Below are 20,630 nucleotides of genomic sequence, written 5' to 3'. Positions count from 1 at the left end.
ACCGCTACGGCCCGGTGAACGCCAGCTCGACGCTCGGTTCCTCCGGCTGGAAGCCGAGGCGCCGGTACAGGGCGTTGGACGTCGCGTTGTGCAGGTCGGTGTTGAGCACCACGTGCTCCGCGCCGGCCCCGACCGCCCACCGGACGGCCGCCGTCGTGGCGGCCGAGCCGTACCCGCGACCGCGCACCTCCGGCGGCGTGTAGACCACGGCGACGCGGCTCACCCGGCCGACCGGCCCCCGGACCACGGCGAGCGCCACCGGTTCCCCCGCCACCTCCCACAGCAGGAAGCCGTAGCCGAGGTCGAGCCAGCGCAGCACGTCGTCCCGCAGCTCGTCCACGCCGCTGCCGGGCCAGGAGCCGGTGTCCCGCTGGAAGCCCTGCCAGTACCCGGTCAGCAGCGGCAGGTCGGACCGGTCCGCGACCCGCGACGCGCCGGGCACGCCGACCGGCGGCACGAGTTCCCCGAGCCGGTAGTAGCCGAGGTTGACCACGTCCCGGCTGGACCGGCCGCTCCTGCGCAGCCACTCGGCCGCGAACGCGTCGGCGGCCGAGCGCGGGCCGCACACGCCGGCGAGCCCCGGTTCGGCCGCGTGCCAGAGGGACGCGACCTCGCCGATGCGCTCGGACGGGATGCCGCTGATGTGCGCCGGCCGGTCCGGGTTGCGGAACGCGGCGCCGACCACCTCGTCGCCGTCGTGGAGGGTGAACCCGCGCAGGGCCCGGCTCCCGGGCTCCGGCGCGGCGCACGCGGCGGCCACGAACGCGAGGGCGAAGCTGTTGCGCACCGGGTCGGTCTCGTAGAGCGGGCGGGCCAGCCGCCAGAACTCGTGGATGTCGTCGTGGAAAATCGCTGCCATGCAACGGGATCCTGCCGCGAACCGCCGGTGCCGTCGACCGGGTTCCGCCGGCGCTAGGGGCGGCCGGGGAGGCGGAGGGTGAACAGCGCGCCGCCCTCGGGCGCACGGCCCGCGTAGGCCGCGCCGCCGTGGCGTTCCGCCGCCTGCTTGACGATCGCCAGGCCCAGTCCCGACCCGGGCAGGGTGCGGGCCTCCGACGAGCGGTAGAAGCGCTCGAAGACGTGCGGCAGGTCGTCGTCGGCGATGCCGGGGCCGGAGTCCGCGACCTCCAGCGCCACGCTGCCGTCGCCCACCTGCCGCAGCTCCAGCCGCACCACGCCGTCCGCCGGGCTGAACTTCACCGCGTTGTCCAGCAGGTTGAGCACCGCGCGCTCCAGCGCGCTGGAGTCGCCGAGCAGCGACCACGGCTGCAACCGCACGTCGAACCGCACGTCGCCGGGCGCCCGGCGACGGGCCCGGTCCAGCGCCCGCTCCACGACCTCGACCAGGTCCACGGGCTCGTGCACCACCTGCGGAGCGTCCTCGCGGGCCAGTTCGACCAGGTCGCCGATCAGCGTGGTCAGCTCGTCGAGCTGCGCCCGCACGTCGGCGTTGATCTCCGCCTTGTCCTGTTCGGACAGCGTCGGCAGGTCGGGGCGCTCGGAGGCGAGCAGCAGCTCGAGGTTGGTGCGCATGGACGTCAACGGGGTGCGCAGCTCGTGGCCCGCGTCGGCGACCAGCCTGCGCTGCCGCTCCTGGGAGTCCGCGACCGCGCCGAGCATCGCGTTGAACCGCTGGGTGAGCCGGGCCAGCTCGTCGTCGCCGGTCACCGGGATCGGGCGCAGGTCGCCGGTCATCGCCACCCGCTCGGTGGCCTCGGTCAGCCGCTGCACGGGCCGCAGCCCGGTCCGCGCGACCGCCGTGCCCGCCGCCGCCGCGACCAGCACGCCGATGCCGCTGATCACGAACAGCACCACGGACAGCTTGCCCAGGGTGGTCTCCAGCGGCTTCATCGACTGGGCGATCACCATCGCCCGGCCGTCCTCGTACTGCACCGAGATCACCCGGAACCCGCTGCGCGTGTCGTTCCACAGGTTCTCGGTCCGCTGGCCGCGCGCCACCTCCAGGTCGCCCGACGACGACGGCGGCGCGACGGTGCCCTGCGGGTAGAGCATCTTGCCGTCGTCGGTGAGCAGGCCGATCCGCACGTCGCCCGCCGCGAGGAACGCGCCGGGGATCTGGGTGACGTCGGTGTTCACCCTCGGCGCGTTGACGGCGGCGTCCGCGCGCTGCCGCAGGCCCAGGTTGAGCTGGTCGTCGAGGTTGGTGCTGACGGTCATGTACGCGCCCAGCGACACCACGCCGACCACGCCGGCGACGCAGAACGCCGCCAGGAGGGTGACCCGGGCCCGCAGGGAGACGCGCTGGAACCGCCCGTTGGCGGTGTTGATCACGGAGGGGTCTCCCGCAGCACGTAGCCGACGCCCCGGACGGTGTGCAGCAGCCGGGACTCGCCCTCCGCCTCGGTCTTGCGGCGCAGGTAGCCCACGTAGACCTCCAGCGCGTTGCCGGAGGTCGGGAAGTCGTAGCCCCAGACGTCCTCCAGGATGCGGCCCCGGGTCAGCACCTGCTTGGGGTGCGCCAGGAACAGCTCCAGCAGGGCGAACTCGGTGCGGGTGAGGCTGATCGGGCGGTCGCCCCGGCGGACGTCCCGGGTGCCGGGGTCCAGCTCCAGGTCGGCGAACCGGAGCACCGCGCCGGAGGGCTCGTCGGCATCGCTGACGGCGCGGCGCAGCAGCGCGCGCAGCCGGGCCAGCAGCTCCTCCAGCGCGAACGGCTTGGGCAGGTAGTCGTCCGCGCCGGCGTCCAGCCCGGACACCCGGTCGGACACCGCGTCCCGCGCGGTCAGCACCAGGATGGGCAGGTCGTCGCCGGTGCTGCGCAGCCGCCGGCACACCTCCAGCCCGTCCAGCCTGGGCATCATGACGTCGAGGACCATGGCGTCGGGACGTTGCGAGACGACCGATTCGAGGGCCTGCTGGCCGTCGCCGGCCAGGTCCACCTGGTAGCCGTTGAACTGCAGTGAGCGGCGAAGCGACTCACGCACGGCCCGGTCGTCGTCGACAACGAGGATGCGCATGGGGATCAGTGTTGCTCCTGGTCCTGAGAGCCGCCTGAGAAGGCGGTGTGAGCTAGCCGTCAAGTTTCCGGGCGATCGGGGCGTTCCACTTCCGCCACAGTGCCAGTATCCGCACGCCCGCGATCAGGACCGCGCCGATCAGCGTGACGGGCCCTTCGGGGAACCCCAGCCGGTCACCGACCGCGACGATCACCGCGCCGCCCAGCGCCGCGAGGGCGTAGATCTCGCGGCGCAGCACGAGCGGGATCTCCCGCAGCAGCACGTCCCGCAGCGCACCGCCGCCGATGCCGGTCGTCATGCCGACCAGGCACGCGGCGTACGGGGGTGCGCCCAGGGCGAGCGCGGTGGACGTGCCGGCGGTCACGAACACGCCGAGCCCGATCGCGTCCAGCAGCACCACGGCCCGGCGAAGTTTCGACACCGTCGGGTGAAACCAGAAGACGACCAGGCCGGTGCCCGCCGCGACCGCCAGGTACGGCCAGTCCACCAGCGCTGTCGGCGGGTGCACTCCGAGCAGCACGTCCCGGATGGTCCCGCCGCCCAGCGCCGTGGTCAGCGCCAGCACGATCACGCCGAACAGGTCGAGCCGGGCGCGCACCGCCGCCAGCGCCCCCGAGGCCGCGAACGCGGCGATGCCGATCAGGTCCAGGACGGTCAGCACGGCCCGGCCCCCGCCGGTCGCTCGGCGGCCGGGCGCTGCGGGGTGCCGGCGGTGGTCACGCCAGGCAGGCTAGAAGAAGTCGGCCAACCGGGGCACGCCCGGCACGCCGGTCAGCCGGTCGAGGAGGGCGGCGTCACCGTCCAGGAGGCCAGCGCGGCGCAGCGCGTGGCTGTCCTGCATCCCGCTGAACCACGGGCCGAGCGCCCGCGCGCGCACCCGCACCGCGCCCGAGCCGCCCCGCTCGACGCGCACCGACCCGTCCTCCACGACCAGCCGGTGCCGGCCCGCGTGCCACGGGGCGTGCTCGTCCTCGACGTCGAGGTCGACGGCGGCGGGCCGGAGCCACCGCGCGGCCGGCCAGCCGCGCGCGGCGACGGCGGCGGGCAGGTCGACCACCCGCAGCAGCCACTGGGAGGTCGTGGTGGTGTAGCGGATGCCCTGGTTGGTGAGCAGCCCGGTCACGGCCGGGTCGACCACCCGCAGCGACAGCCGGTCCAGCGCGCCGCCCCAGGACGCGAGGCCGCCGAGCAGGCCGAGCTGGGTCTCGGCGTCCCGGCCGACCAGGTCGAGCACCCGCAGTCCGTCGCGGTCGCGCTCGGCGGTCAGGTACCCGCGCACCTCACCGTCGTGGCCGGGCACCAGCGAGGCGATGTCGAGCCCGCGCACGTCGGCGACGTCAATCGCGGGCCGGGACCGGTCGAGCAGGCCGTCCACGGTGGACGCCAGGTCGTTGTAGCAGGCGTGCAGGCCGGGCAGGTCGGCCTCGCCGACCGGCCGCGCGGGCAGCCTGGGGCCGGCCGCGAGCCGGTCGAGGGCGAAGTCGACCACCTCGAACACGCCGGCCCGCTCCCAGCCCCGGGAGCGGTAGAGCGAGGGGACCGTGGCGTAGAGCACGGACAGCGGCTGCCCGTGCTCGCGCAGGTCGGCCAGTGCCCGCTCCAGCAGGGCGGTGGCGACGCCCCGGCCGCGCGCGTGCGGGTCCACGGCGACGCCGCCGATGCCGCCCATGGGCACCGGCGCGCCGCCGTAGTACTGGTGGAACTCGTGGACGACCAGCGTCCCGGCCGGGTGGCCGTCGAGTTCGGCGACGAGGCCCCGCAGGCCGGGGCGCAGCGGGTTGCCCTCGGCGGTGCCGCCGAACGCGACCTTGCGCAGCCTGCGGACCTCGTCGGCGTCGTGGTCGGTCTGCTCCCTGATCAGCACGCCGTCCTGCTTACCAGGTGAAGAACCCCCGGCCGGTCTTGCGACCCAGCTCGCCGAGGGCCACCTTCTCGCGCAGCAGCGCGGGCGGCTCGAAGCGGGGACCCAGCTCGGCGGCCAGGTGCTCGGCGATGGCGAGCCGGACGTCCAGGCCGACCAGGTCGGTCAGCCGCAGCGGGCCCATCGGCCAGCCGTAGCCCAGGCGCATCCCGGTGTCGACGTCCTCGGCCGAGGCGACGCCCTCCTGGAGCATCCGGATCGCCTCCATGCCCACCGCGACGCCCAGGCGCGAGGTGGCGAAGCCGGGGGTGTCGCGGACCTCGATCACGGTCTTGCCGAGCTGCTCGGCCCACGTGCGGGCGCGGGCGAGCACGGCGGGGTCCAGCCGGTCGTGGTGGACGAGTTCGACCAGCTTCTGCACCGGCACGGGGTTGAAGAAGTGCATCCCGAGCACCCGCTCGGCGGGCAGGCCCTCGGCCAGCGCGGAGATCGAGAGGGAGGAGGTGTTGGACGCCAGCACGGCGTCGGGGCAAGCGCTTGCGGCGGCGGCCAGGACGCGGCGCTTCAGCTCGACGTCCTCGGGCACGGCCTCGACCACCAGGTCGGCGGGCACGTCGGCCAGTTGCCCGACGACGGTCAGCTCACCCAGCAGCTCCTCGGGGTCGCGGTCGAGCTTGCCGCGCTCGACCGCGACCGCGAGCGACTTCTCCACGGCCTGCCGGGCGGCGGCGACCCGCTGCGCGCCGGACTCGGCCAGCACCACGCGGTGCCCGCCCGCGAGCAGCAGGTGCGCGATGCCCGCGCCCATGGTGCCGCCGCCGATCACCACCGCGATCATCCCTCGACGACCTCCGCCGCGAACATGGCGACCAGGTCGAGGCCGCCGATCTCGTTGAGGTTCGCGCCGGCGGCCTGCCACTCGGGGGAGGCGAAGGCGGCTTTGAGTGCCTGCTCGGACTCGAAGTACAGCTCGGCCACCAGGTGCGGCTCGTGCTCGCCGAGGAAGCCGGGCACGAACACCCGGGACACCTTGGCGACCTCGGCCCTGAGCAGGCCGGGGGTCTTGGCGGCGATCGGCAGGTGGGAGGCGAAGTACGCCTCGTCGAACGCGTCGGGGTCCTCGGGTTTCCGGTACAGCGCGATGTACTTGATCATGTGACACCTTCCGTCCGGTTTCGCCGCCGGACTGTAACACCGGCACGATGGCGGGGTGCGGATCATCCTGCTGCGCCACGGGCAGAGCCTGGGCAACATCGACGAGCTGGCGTACTGCCGGGTACCCGACCACGCCCTCCCGCTCACCCCGCGCGGCGAACAGGAGGCGGCCGAGGCCGGTCCCCGGGTGAAAGCCCTGCTCGAAGGGCGGCCGGTGGCGGTGTACGTCAGCCCCTACGTGCGCACGCGGGCCACGTTGCGGGCGCTCGACCTCGGCGCGCGGGCCGAACGGGTCGTCGCCGAGCCCCGGCTGCGCGAGCAGGACTGGGGCAACCTCCAGGACCCCGTCCAGCAGGAGGTGCTCAAGCACCAGCGGCACGCGTTCGGCCACTTCTTCTTCCGGCTGCCCAACGGCGAGTCCGGCGCGGACGTGGACGACCGGCTGGCCGCGTTCCTGACCGACCTGGAAACCCGGATGTCCCACGCCGAGCACCCGTCGACGGCCCTGGTCGTGTCGCACGGGCTGACCATCCGCCTGCTGTGCCGCCGGCTGTTCGGGTGGAGCATCGAGCTGTTCGAGTCGCTGTCCAACCTCCGCACGTGCGAGCACCGCGTGCTCGCGTTCGACGGCACCCGCTGGCACCTGGACCGCCCGTTCGACCAGTGGCGCGACTCCCCGGACGGCGACACCCAGGGCGTCTAGCGCCGCGCCTCAGAGCCCCAGCTCGTGCCACTCGGCGAACGGGTCGGCGAAGTCCAGCTCGTCGGCCAGGTCCAGCTCCTCGTCGGTGACGAGCGCGGCGCGCAGCCGGGCCGCGATCTCGTCGGGCGACGCGCGGTGGGTGATCACCACCAGCTCCTGGGCGCGGTCGCCGAACCGGGGGTGCCAGTCGACGGCGGCGCGGGCCCGCCGCTCACCGTCCACCCCGGACCAGTCGTCCAGCGCCGCGAGCCACGGACCGGCCGCGCCGACGTGCAGGCCGCCGCCGGCGGACTCCAACCACAGCGCGGTGTCGGGTTGGCTCACCACCCAAAGGCGCCCCCGGGCCCGCACCACGCCGTCGAGCAGCACGTCCACCGCGTCGTGCAGCCGCATCGGGTGGAACGGCCGCCGTTCCGCGAAGTGCACCACCGCGACACCGCCGTCGGCCTCCAGCGGCGGGCGTCCGCGCAGCAACGGCCCGAACGCGTGCCCGGGTCGCCGGTCCGGCCGGGCCGGCAGCACCCCGTCGACCCGGGAGACCCGGGGCACGCCGGGCGCGAGCCGGTCGAGCACGGCCTCCACCACGGGATCGCGCGGCCCGCGCACCACCAGCAGGTCGGCGGACTCGGCCTGGCCGACGACGACCTGGGCCACGGTCCGGTCGTCGTCGGGCACGCCGCTGCCGCGCTCGCCCAGCGTCACGTCACCGGAGACGTCGGCCAGCCAGGTGGCCGGGTCGATCGCGGTCACCACGGCCGCCACCCCGATCCCGTGCGGCGCGAGGGCCCGGCAGACCGCCTCGGGTTCCAGCGCCGGGTCGAGGTCCACGACCACGCGCCCGCGCAACGACCGCAGCAGCGGCACGAGGTCGAGCCGGACCGTGCAGGACACGCACCCGTGGGCGAGTTCCAGGACGGCGAGCGCGCCGTCCACCCAGCGCCGGACGACGCCCTGCCCCAGGTCCCGCAGGTCGTGGCGGACCAGCACGGAGCCCGGCGACGCCTGCCACAGCTCCTCGGCGACGCCCTGCCCGCCCGCCACCAGAACGACAACGGTTTCCATGTGGGTTACAGTAGATGAAAACGGTTGTCGTTTCAAAAAAGGAGCTGACCTTGTCCGCACGCCACTGCCGGCTCACCGGCCGATCCCCCGGCTACGGCAAGCGCGTCTCGCACTCGCACCGCCGCACGTCCCGCCGCTGGCTGCCCAACACCCAGCGACGGCGGTACTGGCTGCCGAGCGAGCGCCGGTTCGTCGTCCTCACCCTGTCCACCAAGGGCATCAAGACCGTCGACCGCCGGGGCGTCGAGGCCGTGGTCGCCGAGCTGCGCGCCCGGGGGGAGAAGGTCTGATGGGCAAGGCGAACGACGTGCGCCCCGTCATCAAGCTGCGCTCCACGGCGGGCACCGGCCACACCTACGTGACCCGCAAGAACCGCCGCAACGACCCGGACCGCCTGGTGCTGCGCAAGTTCGACCCCGTGGTCCGCCGGCACGTCGACTACCGCGAGGAGCGCTGATGGCCAAGAAGTCCAAGATCGCCAAGGACCGGCAGCGGCGCGAGGTCGTCGCCCGCCACGCCGAGCGCCGCGCCGAGCTGAAGGAGGTCATCCGCACCGACCCCGTGAACCGCGCCGAGGCGCAGCGCGCCCTGCAACGCCTCCCCCGCGACGCGAGCCCCACCCGGCTGCGCAACCGGGACGCGGTGGACGGTCGGCCACGCGCCTACTTCCGCGCGTTCGGGCTGTCCCGCCTCCGGCTGCGGGAACTGGCCCACAACGGCGAGCTGCCCGGCGTCCGCAAGTCGAGCTGGTAGGGGGAGCACGTGCCGAAGGCCGAACGCACGCCCAAGCGCCGCGCCAACCTCCTGCGCAGGGAGGGCGTGACCACAGTGGACTGGAAGGACGCCGCGCTGCTGCGCAAGTTCATCTCCGACCGGGGCAAGATCCGCTCCCGCCGGGTGACCGGGCTGACGCCGCAGCAGCAGCGCCGGGTCGCCTCGGCGATCAAGAACGCGCGGGAGATGGCCCTGCTGCCCTACCCCGCGCAAGCCCGCTGAGCGAGGCGGTGCCGGCCGCCGCCAGCACCGCCAGCGCGGGCCAGTCCAGCACCAGGGAACCCGCCGAGGACACCACGAAGCTGCCGTACAGGCCCCAGCACTGCACGGCGGTGAGCGCCGCGCCGAGCGGCGTCGTCACCAGCGACACCACCAGGACCACCAGGGCCAGCAGGACGAGCGCCGCCGGCGGCCAGCGGCCCGCCAGGACGGTCGCGGCGACGCCGCCGGCGAAACCCAGCGCGGACCCCGGTGCGGTTCCGATCCTCGGCATGGCGGACCATTCAACGCCCGGTTGAGACGGACGCCACCGCATCTCGGCGGAGTTCACCGGATCGCGTGAGGCACGATCCTCCGAATGAGTTTCTACGACGTGCTGCACCGCCGCCGGGACACCCGGGGCGAGTTCACCGGTGCCCCCATCCCGGACGACGTGCTGCGCCGGGTGCTCGCCGCGGCGCACGCGGCCCCGAGCGTCGGGCTGTCCCAGCCGTGGGACTTCGTCCTGGTGCGCGACGAGCACACCCGGCGCGCGTTCCGCGACCACGTGCTGGCCGAGCGCAGCGTGTTCGCCTCCGGGTTGGACGCCGAGCGCGCCGGGACGTTCGCCCGGATCAAGGTCGAGGGCATCCTGGAGTCCACGCTGGGCGTGGTCGTCACCTACGACCCGGACCGGGGTGCGCCGGCCGTGCTGGGCCGGCACGCGATCGCCGACGCGGGCCTGTACTCGGTGTGCCTGGCGATCGAGAACCTGTGGCTCGCCGCCACCGCCGAGGGGCTGGGCGTCGGCTGGGTCAGCTTCTACCGCGAGGACGTGCTGCGCCGGCTGCTCGACATCCCCTCCGCCGTGCGGCCGGTGGCGTGGCTGTGCGTCGGCCCCGTCGACGCCCTCCCCGACACCCCCGACCTGGAGCGCCACGGCTGGCGCAACCGGATCCCGCTCGAAGACGTGCTGCACCAGGAGCGGTACACGCGGCGTCCGTCCCGGTAGCCTGTGGGGGCCGTGCCGCTGGCGGGCGGGCCCGCGTACCCGTCCGCCGAGTCGGAATGGAGTGTCAGCACGAGTGGAGCAGCGAGATCCGCTGGTAGCGGTGCCCCGACAGGACCTCGAGGTCAAGGCGTTGCTGAACGCCGGTCGCCTGGCGGAGGCGAACACCCTGTTCGACCAGGTGGTGAGCCGGACCCCACCGGGCGCGGACCGCTGGGTGCGCTCGGCGGTGCTGGTCAACCGGGCCAAGCTGGCCTGGCGGCTGGGCCGCATCCCGCTCGCGCTGGAGCTCGCCGCCGAGGGCTGGACCGACCTGGACGCCGAGCACGCCGACAGCCCCGCCGCCGCGCAGGCCATGCACGCGCTGGCCTACCTGCTGGAGGGCATCGGCAACCGGCGGGCCGCAGTGGACATGCTCCGGCTGTCCGTCCAGGTCGCGCGCCGGGCCGACGTCCCCGAGGTGCTCGGCCACAGCCTCCAGGGGCTGGGCGGCACGCTGAACTTCCGCGCCATCTCGTCCCCGCCGGAACTCGCGCCGGCCATCTTCGCCGAGGCCCGCGACCACCTGCGGGAGGGGCTGGAACTCGCGCGCGACCCGCAGATGCGGCTGGCCCTGATGGGCGCGTACAGCCGGTCCCTGGCCGGCGTCGGCGACCTGGCCGCCGCCGAGGAGGTGGCGACCGAGACGCTGCGCCAGGCCACCGCGTCCGACGACCGGTGGGCGCAGGCGGTGGCCGACTGGGTGCTGGCGGTCGTGCGCCGGGACCAGGGCGAGCTGGCCGGGGCGCGCACGCTGGCCAGCCGCGCGGTGGCCGCCGCCGAGGCCATCAACGACACGTCCCTGCTGCTGCGGTTCTCACTGGACCTGGCCGACATCTGCGCCCGGATGAACGACCCGGTGGGCGAGTCGGCGGCGCTGCGCTGCTCGGTCGCGGCGGGCCGGACGGCCACCGAGACCCTCCAGGAAGGACTGGCGCAGGCGCTGGAGCAGCGCCGGGTGGCGGTGCAGGCGCAGCGGCTGGCGGTGGCGGCGCAGGAGGCCGCCGCGCGCGACCCGTTGACCGGCCTGGCGAACCGGCTCGGGCTGGAGCGCGCCGCGGCGGCCCTGCTGGAGAGCACCGCCGCGCGCGGCCGGGTGCCGTGGCTGGTGCTGGTCGACGTGGACTGGTTCAAGGGCGTGAACGATGACGCCGGGCACGCGGCCGGGGACGCGGCGCTGCGCGAGATCGCCCAGTTGCTGCGCCGGGAGTGCCGGGCGGACGACCTGGTGGCGCGGTGGGCGGGCGACGAGTTCGTGGTGCTGCTCGGCGACTCCGGCGGTGCGCCCGGCGGGCCGGGTGCCGCCGGGGGTTCCGGTGCTCCCGGCGTCTCCGGCGTGTCCGGTGTCTCCGGGCAGGACGTGGGCCCGACCGTGGCGGAGCGGATCCGCGCGGCGGTCGACGGGCACGACTGGACCATGGTGCTGGGCACCGTGCGGCGGCCGACGGTGAGCATCGGCGTGGCGGCCGGGCCGGCCAAGCTCGACCAGCTCTTCGCCGCCGCCGACATGGCGCTCTACCGGGCCAAGCGGCACGGCCGCAACCGGGTCGAGGTGGAACCGGCGGTGGAGGTGTCGGAAACGGTCGGCGGCGGCTGACCGACGCCGGCACCACCGCCCGTCGAACGACGCACCGGCACCGCCCGCCGGACGGCCGCGTCACCACCGCCCGTGGTCGTGAGGAGGTGGCGGCGGGGAGCCACTTCAACGACCACGGTGCATAACGGTGAAATAGTTGCGGCGAGTCACCACAATGGCGTTCCCCGATCACGGCCCGTCGATTCAGCCGCCGTTCCACCATTTCCTGAAAGTGATTCAGGTTCGGGCGGGGGTGATTATCCCATCGGGTACCGACATTGCGGTCGGAGCGCCCCCGAAGGCCGATCTTCCCACGGGGGACCGACAATTCCGGCGAGCGCTCCGGCCGCCCCGGCTCAGGCGATCAGGCCGCCCCGGAACGCCACCAGCGCCGCCTGGACGCGGTTGACCGCGCCGATCTTGCCCAGCACCGAGGACACGTAACCCTTGACGGTGGCCTCGGACAGGTGCAGCGTGCCGCCGATCTCGGCGTTGGACATGCCCTGCCCGATGAGGACCAGCACCTCGCGCTCGCGCTCGGACAGCGACGCCAGCAGCCGCCGGGCCGGCTCGGCGGCCCGCTCACCGTCCGCCACCGCCGCCAGCACCCGCGCCGCCACGCCGGGGTCCAGCACGGCCCCGCCGACGGCCAGGTCGCGCACCGCGCGCACCAGCTGCTCCGGCTCGGTGTCCTTCAGCAGGAAGCCCGACGCGCCCAGCCGCAGCGCCTCGGACACGTACTCGTCCACGTCGAACGTGGTGAGCATGGCGATCTTCGGCGGGTCCGGTATGGCGCGCAGCCTGCGCAGCGCCATCAGCCCGTCCGAGGACCGCATCCGGATGTCGAGCAGCACGACGTGCGGGCGGTGCTGGCGGGCCAAGTCGGCCACCAGGTGCCCGTCGTCGCATTCGGCCACAACCTCTATGTCGCCGGCGCTGCTGAGGATCATGCGAAGGCCGGACCGGACGAGGTCTTCGTCGTCGGCCAGCATCACCTTGATCACGACGCCTCCCCGCGTTGGCGTTTCGTGTTCGTACTCGCTCAGCATCGCGCACGAACACGCAAGCTGACGTTAATTCACCGTTATCTCACCACGGAACAGCTCGACAACAGCCTGTTCACAGTTGCCAGGAAATACCGGCAGTGGGCGGTGGACCCGCGCAACTTCCTGGCGCGCGTGCGGCAACGGGCCGCAGGGCTTCTGGTCCGGACGGTGCGCGGCGCACTGGTCGACACGGCCCAGCCGCGCCGTCGACGGGATGCCGCACCCGTCGCGGTCGTTCGCGTTCACGTTCGGCGCGGGAGTTCACCGGTGAACGTGAACGGGCGCACCGGGCGGCAGGCGTGCGGACCGATCGGCACAGTCGCGGATGGACAGGACGGGTGATCCAACCGGCCTGGTTCGGCGGCGGTGCGTCACCGATCCGGGACACACGGTCAACAGGCAACGCCCGCCCGCGAGCCCCACCGAGCCGAACACGAACGTCTTTCGCCGGATTTCTCCTTGCGCAGCACGCGGTTCACCACCCGTCTCACGACGGACCGGTGTTCACACGGTGACAGGCATCCGCGCGAAATCCTCACCACGTGTGCGGGTGGAGGCGGACGACGCTCGGCGGTGTCCGCCCCGAGCGCCGCGCGATTCGTACGAATGACCGGTATCCAACCCGCTGCGGGTTACGGATACTCGCTGTACGAGCTTGAGGTCTACGTCACGTAGGCCGGTCCGCAGGAAGACCCCGGTCCACCCCCAGGGACCGGGGTCTTCCGCCTTTCCACGACGGTGTGACCGCGCCCGTCCGGGCGGGCTCAGTTCAGCGGTTTGGCCCCGTTCTGGTGCGGCAGACCGACTTGCTCGGCGAACTCCGTCGCCACCGACGCGCCGCCGTAGATGCCGAGGGCCTTGGCCAGGTGCAGCCGCAGGTCGGTCCGGTGGCCGTCGGACAGGCGCGGCAGGGCGCTCTCGAAACTGGTCACCAGCGTCTCGGCCCAGTGCTGGTCGCGGCGCAGCGAGGCGATCCGGACGAGCTCGGCGAGCTGCTGCGAGAGCCCGATGGCCTGCTCGACCTGGTACCCGTTGCGGTGCAGCCACCAGATGGTCGCGGTGGAGAGGTCGGTCAGCACCTCGTCGCGCAGGTACCGGATCTCCGCGCGCTCCGCGTCCCGCTCCGCTTGGCGGACCGTAGTCGTCTGGAGCAGCTCGATGTGCTTGCGCGCCATGTCGAGGTCGGTCTCCTCGACGGAGATCTCGACCGACTCGGCGCGCGCCCAGACGTGCGTGCCCTCGACTTGGCGCTCAGCGGCGAGTTCGTCGCCGAGCTGGTGCTGCAACGGCGCGTGGTGCACCAGCATGGCCCGCTCGGTGACCGCCCTGGCCCGCCGCACGATGTCGTTGATGGCGGCACTGCGCGGCACGTTGTGCCGTGCGCCGGTGGTCAGGTCCAGCCGCCAGTGCACGGTGAAGCGCGCCTTGAAGTCCAGCCCGTACACGACGCTGGGCAGAGGCGTCTCGAACGCCTGCTGGTGCGACGAGGAAGGGGGGTCGAAGGTGAACTCCTCCGCCCGCCGCACCCACCGCCGACGCCACCAGGCCCCCACCGCACCCAGGGGTCCGGGCCGGAAGTCCGGCCAAGGTCTACCGCTCATGGAAGATCTTCCGTTGAGGTCCGAAGAGACCCTTCCCTCACTACCCGAACCCCCAACGGGTGTGAAGGTGACCCATGCCACTTCCCCCCAACAGCCCAGACCGACCCCCCGAAAACCCCGGGGATCCGCACGCACCGCAACGCCGAGCGCCGTACAGGTGACCCACCCACCCCCGCCCCGCCACCGGGGCACCCGGTACTCTGCCCGTTGCGCCCTCGTAGCTCAGGGGATAGAGCATCGGTTTCCTAAACCGTGTGTCGCAGGTTCGAATCCTGCCGGGGGCACTCACCTTTCGCCGGGTGAATCAGGCCCTGAGCAGCGGAAACGCGCTCGGGGCCTGAACTTTTCCGGCCGTCGCCGTCAGACGGCGCCTGCCCCTGCTTGCCATGGCCCACGGACTCACCACGGACTGATCTTGGGCTCCGGCAGGATCAGGCGGCACACCCAGCGGTTCGTCCGCCAGTCTTCGACCACTGCCCGAACCAATTTCCAGCGACCGGTCACCAAGGCTGCCTACACCAGACCGGGCAATGGCTCGATTACATCATCGCCTGAATCCTTGTTTTCGTGAAGTTTTCCGAATGACCGGAATCACGTAAACATGGAATCGGCGCCCCGGGGAGGTGGTCCGGCAGCTTGAAAGCCCATGCCGCCATCTTCACCCCCCGACTACTCCCGAACCGGAGATGCAGATAGCCTCGCGGTAACGCCCGCTGAGCCACTACCGATATGGATCCGACCGGCCCACACCATGCACAGGCGGACCAGATGCTACCGCGACTCCTACTCTGCTCTCTCTTGATCCTGACAGCGATCACCGGCTGCGGGAGTGGACCTACGACATCATCGCCGACATCCGACCCGCCCACCACCAGCGAGTTATCAGGAGCGACGACAACCACGACCACAAGTTCGCGCGCCAAGGCGTTCGACTCATCCGTGAACGACGTGATCGCGCAGATCAACCTGCAACTACCGATTCTGGCGGCGGGCTCCTCACCCCTTCCGGCAGCAATTATGAAGCAGGGCGTTTTTGGCGGCAAGGTTTCACCCGACACCAGGATCTACCTGCTTCCCGAAAGCAGCGCATTCAGCAAGACTCGCGCCGTTACCGCCCACGTGAACGGCAGCGGTGGAACAATTCAGACGCCTGCCCGCTTGTTGAGCGGCATCGGCGCATCACTGAACACGCTTTCCAGCGAGGCAGTTGAAGCATTCCACAAGGACGTACTACCGCAACTTTCGACGCTGACGAAGACACGCACCACCATCACCGTAGGATCGTTCTACGACTTGACGATCTTGGTGCGCAGTTCTACCTCACTCGTCTTCATCTACACGCCAGTCGGCGTTACACCTCCATCTGAAGCTGAAACGCTCGGGCTGTAGAACCCGCGAAACAGTCACCACGAGAAGCGGCAGCTTCTGCCGAATTCAGCTCCACGGGATCAAGGCGCGCTGCCTGAGGCCGCGCGCCGCCCGGCGGTGTCATGCACCGTGGATCCTCTCCAGGAGTGCTCGTGCTTCGGCCAGCTCAGGCAGGTTGTGGCGCTCGCACGCCGCGATGGCCTCCTCACAGCGCGGCAGCGCAGCCGGATCGCCGGACTCGGCCAGGCAGCGGGCCGCTTCCAGGAGGGCTATGGCCACGCCTCGGCCGCTCCCCATCTCCCGGTACAGCGCCAGTGAGGTTTCGACGTGGTCCAGTGCCGCTTCGAAGGAACGCTCCAGGCGGAGTGTCTTGGACAGTTCGAGTCGGGAGTTCGCCTGGCCGCCGCGCATACCGATCTCCTCGGCGATGCGCAGCGAGTCGAGGAAGTCGCCACGAGACTCGGCGAACCGCTCGAAAGAGCGCTGCACCCTCCCGCGCACCACAAGGGCGTCGGCCTCCCCCGCTCGGTTCCCGGTCTTCCGGAAGAGTTGCAGGGCCCGATCGACGTACTCCAGCGCGGTACCCGGTTCTCCGAGGAGCAACGAGGAGGACGCGGTGTTGTTCAGGGTGTGGGCGAGGCCCCGCAGGTCACCGCTGGTCTCGTAGATCCGCAGAGCGCTGCCGAAGCATTCGATGGCAGCCCGGAAATCACCGCGCAAACGGTGGACGATGCCGATTGCCTCTGCCGCCCTCGCCACGCCCAAGTCGTACGGGGTGCGGCGGTAGAGGTCGCCGGCTTGCTCCTGCCTCGCCACGGCTTCCTCGTAGGAACCCGCATTCCGGTCCAGGATGCCCAGGTAGTGGTGCGATTCCGCCTGCCCGTACAGGTCGCCGGCGGCGGTGAACGCGGCCAGTGCCTCCTGATGCGCGGCGCGTGCCCGTCCGGGCTCTCCTGCGAGGCGGAACGATCTCCCTATCCGGTTGGACATGTCCGCAGCGGCTATCGAGTCGCCCAGCGACTCGTAGTTCCCACGGGCCCTCTCATACGCTTCACGAGCCTCCACGATGCGGCTGCGACCATGGTGCAGATCGCCCCGGGTCGCGCACATGTCCGCTATGCCTTTCGTGTCCTGGACCGCTTCGGCCGCTGCCAACCCGTGGCCGAACAGGGCGATCAGGTCGCCGCCGCCTCCGAGCAGGTCGACCGCGTAGCGGATGGCTCGCGGGATGCGCCACAGGTAGGTGTCGAGGCCGTACTCCTTCGCCACTCCAAGGCAGTTCGCCAGGTTGACCTGTTCCAGTTCGAACCACGACCGTGCGGCCTCTGCGGTCGCCAGGGGTGGCGGGTGGGCGGGTTCGAACTCGACCGCGTCTACCACGACCCGGAACGGCACGAGGACCGCGTGCGCGACCAGCGCGCAGTGGAGGTAGTAGTCCAGGGCGCGCGTCGCGGCGTTCCGGCGTTCGGCCTCGGACACCTCCTCCACGACCCGGTCACGGGCGTACTCCCGCATCAGGTCGTGGATGCGGAACCGGTCCCACCGCACCTCCTGCACGAGGCTGGCGTTGACCAGCTTCTCCAGCAGCACCCGTGCCGAGTGCAGGTCGAGGCCGGAGACCGCGGACAGGACGTGCGGCCCGAACTCCGCCGAGGACAGCAGCCCGAGCCACCGGAACCCGTCGCGCTCGTTCGTGCCGAGCTTCCGGTAGGACAGCTCGAAGGCCGCACGGACCGAAACCGGACGGCTGCGATCGATGCTCCCCAGACGGTTTTGCTCGTCGATGGCGTCGTCCACGAACTCTCCTGCGCTCCAACTCGCGTGGGTCTTCAGGTGACTCGCCAGGACGCGCACCGCGAGCGGAAGTCGCTCGCAGACGCGGACCAGCCGGTCGATGGAGCCCGCCTCGTCCCGCACGCGCTCCTCGCCGACTATTCTGGCGAACAGCACGAACGCGTCTTGATGGGGCAGTTCCCGCAGCGGAACCTCCTCGACGTCCTCCAGGCCGATCAGGCGGTTGCGGCTGGTGATGAGGAAGTACGACCGCGAGGAACCCGGCAACAGCGGGCGGATCTGCTCGACCGATCCGGCGTTGTCCAGCACCACCACGACTTCCCGGCGCGCGAGTTCGGCACGCCAGAGCTCCGCCAGTTCCGCAACGTCGACGATTGGCGGGGTGAGGACCACGCCGAGCAGCCGCAGGAGTCGGGTGAGGGCGGTGCTCGGCTGCACGGGCTGGTCGTCGCTGTGCGCTTGCAGGTCGATGTAGAGCTGCGCACTCGGGTAGTGCGTGGCCAGCTCGTGGGCGATGTGGAGGGCCAAGGCCGTCTTCCCGACGCCAGGCATCCCCCAAACGCTGAAGACGGCGGCCCCGCGCACCGACCGTCCCGCTCCCGCCTGGAGCCGTGTCCTCTCGTGCACCCGATCGGTGAAGTCCTTGACGGCGGGGAGGAGCGTGTTGACGGCGTCCACCCCTGCCCTCGGTCCGGGCAGGCGCACGTCGAGCATGAGGCGCGGCCACTTCTGCGCCACCCCGACGATCGGCAGCATCCACGAGATCTGCGCCGAAACGTCGCGGGCTTCGGCCACGAGCAGGCCCACGACGTGGCCGCTCGCCGTGTCCACGACCCCGGCGCCGCTGAAACCGCCCCGGACCCGGAAACCCGTCGACCGGACAGCGTCCAACTGCACCCACTCACCACCTGGGCCGCCCGCACCGCTGACGACTGCTTCGGCCTCCACTCCGTCGTCGTAGCCGTGGGGGTATCCGTACACGTGCACGGCTGTGCCGCGACTTCCGTGCCCGGCCAGCGGTGCCGGTTCCACGATCGGAGGCGGCGGCTCGTTCAGCAGCAGGACAGCGACGTCACCACCGCCGTGCTCGTCGACCGGGTACCAGTGCGCCGCCAGTATCAGCGCGGTCGTGCGGAAACCCGCAGCGAACGGGAAGTCGACCTCGATCTCGTCGGTCGGGAGGCTGGTCGAGCCGTCCGGACGCCCCAAGACGCGGTTCACCACATGTGCGCAGGTGAGCACCCGCCCACCTTTGATGAAGACCCCCGCACCGCACACTCTCCCCTGCTTGAGGACCCGCACTCCCCATCGGCTCAAGTCGAGGTACGCCATTCCACCTTCCCGTACGTGCACAGCGCGCACAGTTGGACGCTGCTGTGCTCAGGGCACAGACCGTCGGCCGTCCCACGCTAACGACGGATCGGCAACCCTGTCACCGCACAATGCGTCCACTCCCGCAGACCAAAAAGCGAACACCGCTCAGGTGCGTGCTCCGCAGTGGAATGGCACGCGGGTCCTGTCAATTGATCACGCACGCACTAGGCGACCCCGATCGCGCGGCGGAGCAGCTGACCCGAACGTGCGAGAGCGCGCGTGATATAGCAGTCGCGTGACCAAGCCGAGGACAGAACAGCGCCATCCCGGTTCGACGACCTTGGGAGAACTGGACGCCGCAGGGGTCGTGGGGCTGTTCGAGCGGGAGGAAGCGGTGGTGTCCGCCGCAGTCGCCCGCGCCGGTGGGCAGTTGGCGGCGGTGGCCGAAGCCATGGCGGAGGTGTGCCGGCGGGGTGGCAAGGTCGCGTTCGTCGGCGGGGGCACGAGCGGGCACCTGGTGCTCCAGGAAGTGGCCGAGTTGGGGCCCACGTTCGGAGCCGAACCCGGCCGGTTCCGCGCGCACGTGGCCAGTTCGCTGCTGCGGGACCCGGCCGTGGTCACCCGGCGCGAAGATGACGAGGAGAGCGGTCCGGCCGCCTTGGCCGACCTGGGCGGCGAAGACCTGGTCATCGGTGTGTCGGCCAGCGGGTCCACTCCGTTCGTGATGGCGGCTGTGCGAGCGGCGCGGGCGCGGACCTGCGGGATCGCCAACAACCCGGGAAGCCCGCTGTTGACCGCAGTCGACCTGCCGGTGCTGCTCGACACGGGACCGGAGCTGCTGACCGGCTCGACCAGGCTGAAAGCGGGGACCGCGCAGAAGATCGCGCTGAACCGCATCACCACGGCCGCCCACGTCCTGCTGGGCGCTGTCCGGCAGAACCACATGGTCAACCTGCGCGCCGTCAACGCCAAGCTCCGGCAGCGAGCCGTCGACATCGTCGTCGACCTCACGGGTACGTCCGAGGCTCGGGCGCGGGCGGCGCTCGACGCCGGTGACTGGTACGTGCGGGCAGCGCTCGACCACCTCGGTGCGCCTTGATCCCGACCGCGCCGACCAGACAACTTCTAGGACAGGAACCGATGGAGCACAACTTCGCACCCGTGGACCAGGTCGGCACTTCCCCCGACACCACCTCCGACCTGGCGGCGTGGATCGCCTCCGCGCCGCTGGCGGCGCTCGTGACGGAGTTCGGCGGCGGACCGGGCGACCTCGCGGCTGAGGACCTGGCGGCCGGGGACGTGTCCTTGGCCGACCGGTTCGCCGCCCTCGACCGCTTCTCCGACCGGTGGGACACCCGGGTCGACCCGACGACCGGGGTGGCGCGGGAGCGCAACCAGGCGGATGAACTGCCGTTGACGGACTCCCAGGTCGACCTGGTGCTCGCCGCTGCGGACGCTTTCGGGATGCGCGAGGTGCACAAGCCACGGCACGCCGAGTACGACTTCGTCTTCATGCTGGGCGGCCTGGTCAGGGCCTGCTTGAACCGCCCCGCCTACGCCGCCCACCTGGTGTCGACCGGCACCGTCACCGCGAAGAGCATCGTCGCCCTGGGCGGACACCGGCCTTTCGCGGGCGACGAGCCCGAACTCGCCGCCGCCGCCGGACACCCCGACCTCGTGGACGAGTTCGGCGCACTCGACCGGGGCACGACGGCGGCGTTCGGGCTGCGTGAACCGGACGAGGTGCAGGGAGAGGAGTCCGACCTGGTCGGCGGTGCGTGGGACGTCCGGAACTACCACACCGCCGACGGGCTGCCGGTGACGGTGGCCGCCGCCCCCTCCAGCGACCCGGAGAACCGGCGGGCCAACACCGCGGACTCCTACGACTGGTTCGCCACCCGGTTCGCCCACGTCGAGCCGGGACAGCGGGTTCTGGCGATCACCACGCCGATCTACGTCAACCAGCAGCACGCCGCCGCGCTGCGGATGCTCGGGTCCCCGTACCGCGTCGAGGTCGAGACGATCGGGAACGACCCGGAGCTGGTGGCACCGGAGTTGCAGCAGCACTTCTCACCGTCGAAGTACCTCATGGAGATCCGGTCGACCGTACGTGCCTTCCGCGCTCTGTTGGACAGCTTGGACGGTTAGGCGG

Annotated in this window: 23 protein-coding genes and 1 tRNA gene; 12 read left to right on the top strand and 12 right to left on the bottom strand. The window is 71.8% G+C overall.

Going from position 1 to position 20,630, the window contains the following annotated elements; genetic code table 11:
* Positions 1 to 4: 4 nt before the first annotated feature.
* The 7 genes from AB0I60_RS25425 to AB0I60_RS25395 form a co-directional block, all read right to left on the bottom strand.
* Entirely contained in the window at positions 5 to 859 is an 855-nt protein-coding gene (locus AB0I60_RS25425; RefSeq protein ID WP_360733575.1) for a GNAT family N-acetyltransferase, read from the bottom strand.
* Positions 860 to 912: 53 nt separating this feature from the next.
* Entirely contained in the window at positions 913 to 2,292 is a 1,380-nt protein-coding gene (locus AB0I60_RS25420) for a HAMP domain-containing sensor histidine kinase (protein ID WP_360733574.1), read from the bottom strand.
* Positions 2,289 to 2,978, bottom strand: a complete 690-nt coding sequence (locus tag AB0I60_RS25415) for a response regulator transcription factor (RefSeq protein ID WP_360733572.1) — start codon at positions 2,976 to 2,978, stop codon at positions 2,289 to 2,291. Before AB0I60_RS25415 ends, AB0I60_RS25420 begins: the two co-directional genes overlap by 4 nt.
* A 52-nt stretch (positions 2,979 to 3,030) precedes the next feature.
* Complete coding sequence (locus tag AB0I60_RS25410) at positions 3,031 to 3,639, bottom strand: trimeric intracellular cation channel family protein (RefSeq protein WP_360733570.1); 609 nt, start codon at positions 3,637 to 3,639, stop codon at positions 3,031 to 3,033.
* A 69-nt stretch (positions 3,640 to 3,708) separates the two neighbouring features.
* Positions 3,709 to 4,842 (bottom strand): GNAT family N-acetyltransferase, encoded by a 1,134-nt coding sequence (locus AB0I60_RS25405; protein ID WP_360733568.1) that lies wholly within the window; start codon positions 4,840 to 4,842, stop codon positions 3,709 to 3,711.
* 10 nt (positions 4,843 to 4,852) lie between these two features.
* Positions 4,853 to 5,677: a 3-hydroxyacyl-CoA dehydrogenase family protein gene (locus AB0I60_RS25400; RefSeq protein ID WP_360733567.1), complete on the bottom strand. Its 825-nt coding sequence runs from the start codon at positions 5,675 to 5,677 to the stop codon at positions 4,853 to 4,855.
* Positions 5,674 to 5,994 carry an EthD family reductase gene (locus AB0I60_RS25395; RefSeq protein WP_360733565.1) on the bottom strand — a complete coding sequence of 107 codons (321 nt, stop codon included), beginning with the start codon at positions 5,992 to 5,994 and terminating at the stop codon, positions 5,674 to 5,676. The genes AB0I60_RS25400 and AB0I60_RS25395 overlap by 4 nt, the downstream gene beginning before the upstream one ends.
* 55 nt (positions 5,995 to 6,049) lie before the next feature.
* Between AB0I60_RS25395 and AB0I60_RS25390 the strand changes: the two genes are divergently transcribed.
* Complete coding sequence (locus AB0I60_RS25390; RefSeq protein WP_360733563.1) at positions 6,050 to 6,697, top strand: histidine phosphatase family protein; 648 nt, start codon at positions 6,050 to 6,052, stop codon at positions 6,695 to 6,697.
* Positions 6,698 to 6,706: 9 nt separating this feature from the next.
* Here the strand turns inward: AB0I60_RS25390 and AB0I60_RS25385 are convergent, their stop codons facing one another.
* Complete coding sequence (locus AB0I60_RS25385; RefSeq protein WP_360733561.1) at positions 6,707 to 7,759, bottom strand: GTP-binding protein; 1,053 nt, start codon at positions 7,757 to 7,759, stop codon at positions 6,707 to 6,709.
* Positions 7,760 to 7,809: 50 nt separating this feature from the next.
* Here AB0I60_RS25385 and rpmB point away from each other — a divergent pair, with 50 nt between their 5' ends.
* Genes rpmB through rpsR form a run of 4 tightly spaced genes read left to right on the top strand, consistent with a single transcriptional unit; the run spans position 7,810 to position 8,755 of the window.
* Positions 7,810 to 8,049 (top strand): 50S ribosomal protein L28, encoded by a 240-nt coding sequence (gene rpmB, locus AB0I60_RS25380; RefSeq protein ID WP_360733559.1) that lies wholly within the window; start codon positions 7,810 to 7,812, stop codon positions 8,047 to 8,049.
* A complete protein-coding gene (gene rpmG / locus AB0I60_RS25375; protein ID WP_360733557.1) occupies positions 8,049 to 8,216 on the top strand; it encodes a 50S ribosomal protein L33 in 168 nt (55 codons plus the stop codon). Before rpmB ends, rpmG begins: the two co-directional genes overlap by 1 nt.
* Entirely contained in the window at positions 8,216 to 8,512 is a 297-nt protein-coding gene (gene rpsN, locus AB0I60_RS25370; RefSeq protein WP_360733556.1) for a 30S ribosomal protein S14, read from the top strand. The genes rpmG and rpsN overlap by 1 nt, the downstream gene beginning before the upstream one ends.
* A gap of 9 nt (positions 8,513 to 8,521) precedes the next feature.
* Positions 8,522 to 8,755, top strand: coding sequence for a 30S ribosomal protein S18 (gene rpsR / locus AB0I60_RS25365; RefSeq protein WP_360733554.1), 234 nt, complete (start codon positions 8,522 to 8,524; stop codon positions 8,753 to 8,755).
* Here rpsR and AB0I60_RS25360 read toward each other — a convergent pair.
* Positions 8,703 to 9,026, bottom strand: coding sequence for a hypothetical protein (locus tag AB0I60_RS25360; protein WP_360733553.1), 324 nt, complete (start codon positions 9,024 to 9,026; stop codon positions 8,703 to 8,705). The genes rpsR and AB0I60_RS25360 overlap by 53 nt on opposite strands.
* Positions 9,027 to 9,110: 84 nt before the next feature.
* On the opposite strand from AB0I60_RS25360, the gene bluB reads away from it, so the two are divergent.
* The gene (gene bluB / locus AB0I60_RS25355; protein ID WP_360733552.1) at positions 9,111 to 9,743 is read left to right on the top strand and encodes a 5,6-dimethylbenzimidazole synthase; all 633 of its coding nucleotides are present in this window, start codon (positions 9,111 to 9,113) and stop codon (positions 9,741 to 9,743) included.
* A 100-nt stretch (positions 9,744 to 9,843) separates the two neighbouring features.
* Positions 9,844 to 11,376: a diguanylate cyclase gene (locus AB0I60_RS25350; protein WP_360733551.1), complete on the top strand. Its 1,533-nt coding sequence runs from the start codon at positions 9,844 to 9,846 to the stop codon at positions 11,374 to 11,376.
* Positions 11,377 to 11,711: 335 nt separating this feature from the next.
* Here the strand turns inward: AB0I60_RS25350 and AB0I60_RS25345 are convergent, their stop codons facing one another.
* Positions 11,712 to 12,305, bottom strand: coding sequence for a response regulator transcription factor (locus AB0I60_RS25345; RefSeq protein ID WP_360733850.1), 594 nt, complete (start codon positions 12,303 to 12,305; stop codon positions 11,712 to 11,714).
* Between AB0I60_RS25345 and AB0I60_RS25340 the strand changes: the two genes are divergently transcribed.
* Positions 12,213 to 12,743: a hypothetical protein gene (locus tag AB0I60_RS25340; RefSeq protein WP_360733888.1), complete on the top strand. Its 531-nt coding sequence runs from the start codon at positions 12,213 to 12,215 to the stop codon at positions 12,741 to 12,743. The two genes, AB0I60_RS25345 and AB0I60_RS25340, sit on opposite strands and share 93 nt — an antisense overlap.
* Before the next feature lie 422 nt (positions 12,744 to 13,165).
* On the opposite strand, the gene AB0I60_RS25335 is transcribed toward AB0I60_RS25340, so the two are convergent.
* Complete coding sequence (locus AB0I60_RS25335; RefSeq protein ID WP_360733550.1) at positions 13,166 to 14,002, bottom strand: hypothetical protein; 837 nt, start codon at positions 14,000 to 14,002, stop codon at positions 13,166 to 13,168.
* 211 nt (positions 14,003 to 14,213) lie between these two features.
* On the opposite strand from AB0I60_RS25335, the gene AB0I60_RS25330 reads away from it, so the two are divergent.
* Both AB0I60_RS25330 and AB0I60_RS25325 read left to right on the top strand, forming a co-directional pair.
* Positions 14,214 to 14,286, top strand: a tRNA-Arg gene (locus AB0I60_RS25330).
* Between the two features lie 655 nt (positions 14,287 to 14,941).
* Complete coding sequence (locus AB0I60_RS25325; protein WP_360733548.1) at positions 14,942 to 15,391, top strand: hypothetical protein; 450 nt, start codon at positions 14,942 to 14,944, stop codon at positions 15,389 to 15,391.
* Positions 15,392 to 15,490: 99 nt separating this feature from the next.
* Here the strand turns inward: AB0I60_RS25325 and AB0I60_RS25320 are convergent, their stop codons facing one another.
* The gene (locus tag AB0I60_RS25320; RefSeq protein ID WP_360733546.1) at positions 15,491 to 18,496 is read right to left on the bottom strand and encodes a tetratricopeptide repeat protein; all 3,006 of its coding nucleotides are present in this window, start codon (positions 18,494 to 18,496) and stop codon (positions 15,491 to 15,493) included.
* Between the two features lie 277 nt (positions 18,497 to 18,773).
* On the opposite strand from AB0I60_RS25320, the gene AB0I60_RS25315 reads away from it, so the two are divergent.
* Positions 18,774 to 19,577 carry an N-acetylmuramic acid 6-phosphate etherase gene (locus AB0I60_RS25315; protein ID WP_360733545.1) on the top strand — a complete coding sequence of 268 codons (804 nt, stop codon included), beginning with the start codon at positions 18,774 to 18,776 and terminating at the stop codon, positions 19,575 to 19,577.
* Positions 19,578 to 19,618: 41 nt separating this feature from the next.
* The gene (locus AB0I60_RS25310) at positions 19,619 to 20,626 is read left to right on the top strand and encodes a hypothetical protein (protein WP_360733543.1); all 1,008 of its coding nucleotides are present in this window, start codon (positions 19,619 to 19,621) and stop codon (positions 20,624 to 20,626) included.
* Positions 20,627 to 20,630 lie beyond the last annotated feature (4 nt).

Source organism: Actinosynnema sp. NPDC050436 (genome assembly GCF_040655415.1).
In the GTDB taxonomy this organism is placed as follows: domain Bacteria; phylum Actinomycetota; class Actinomycetes; order Mycobacteriales; family Pseudonocardiaceae; genus Actinosynnema.
This window is presented reverse-complemented; position numbering and strand designations above follow the sequence as displayed.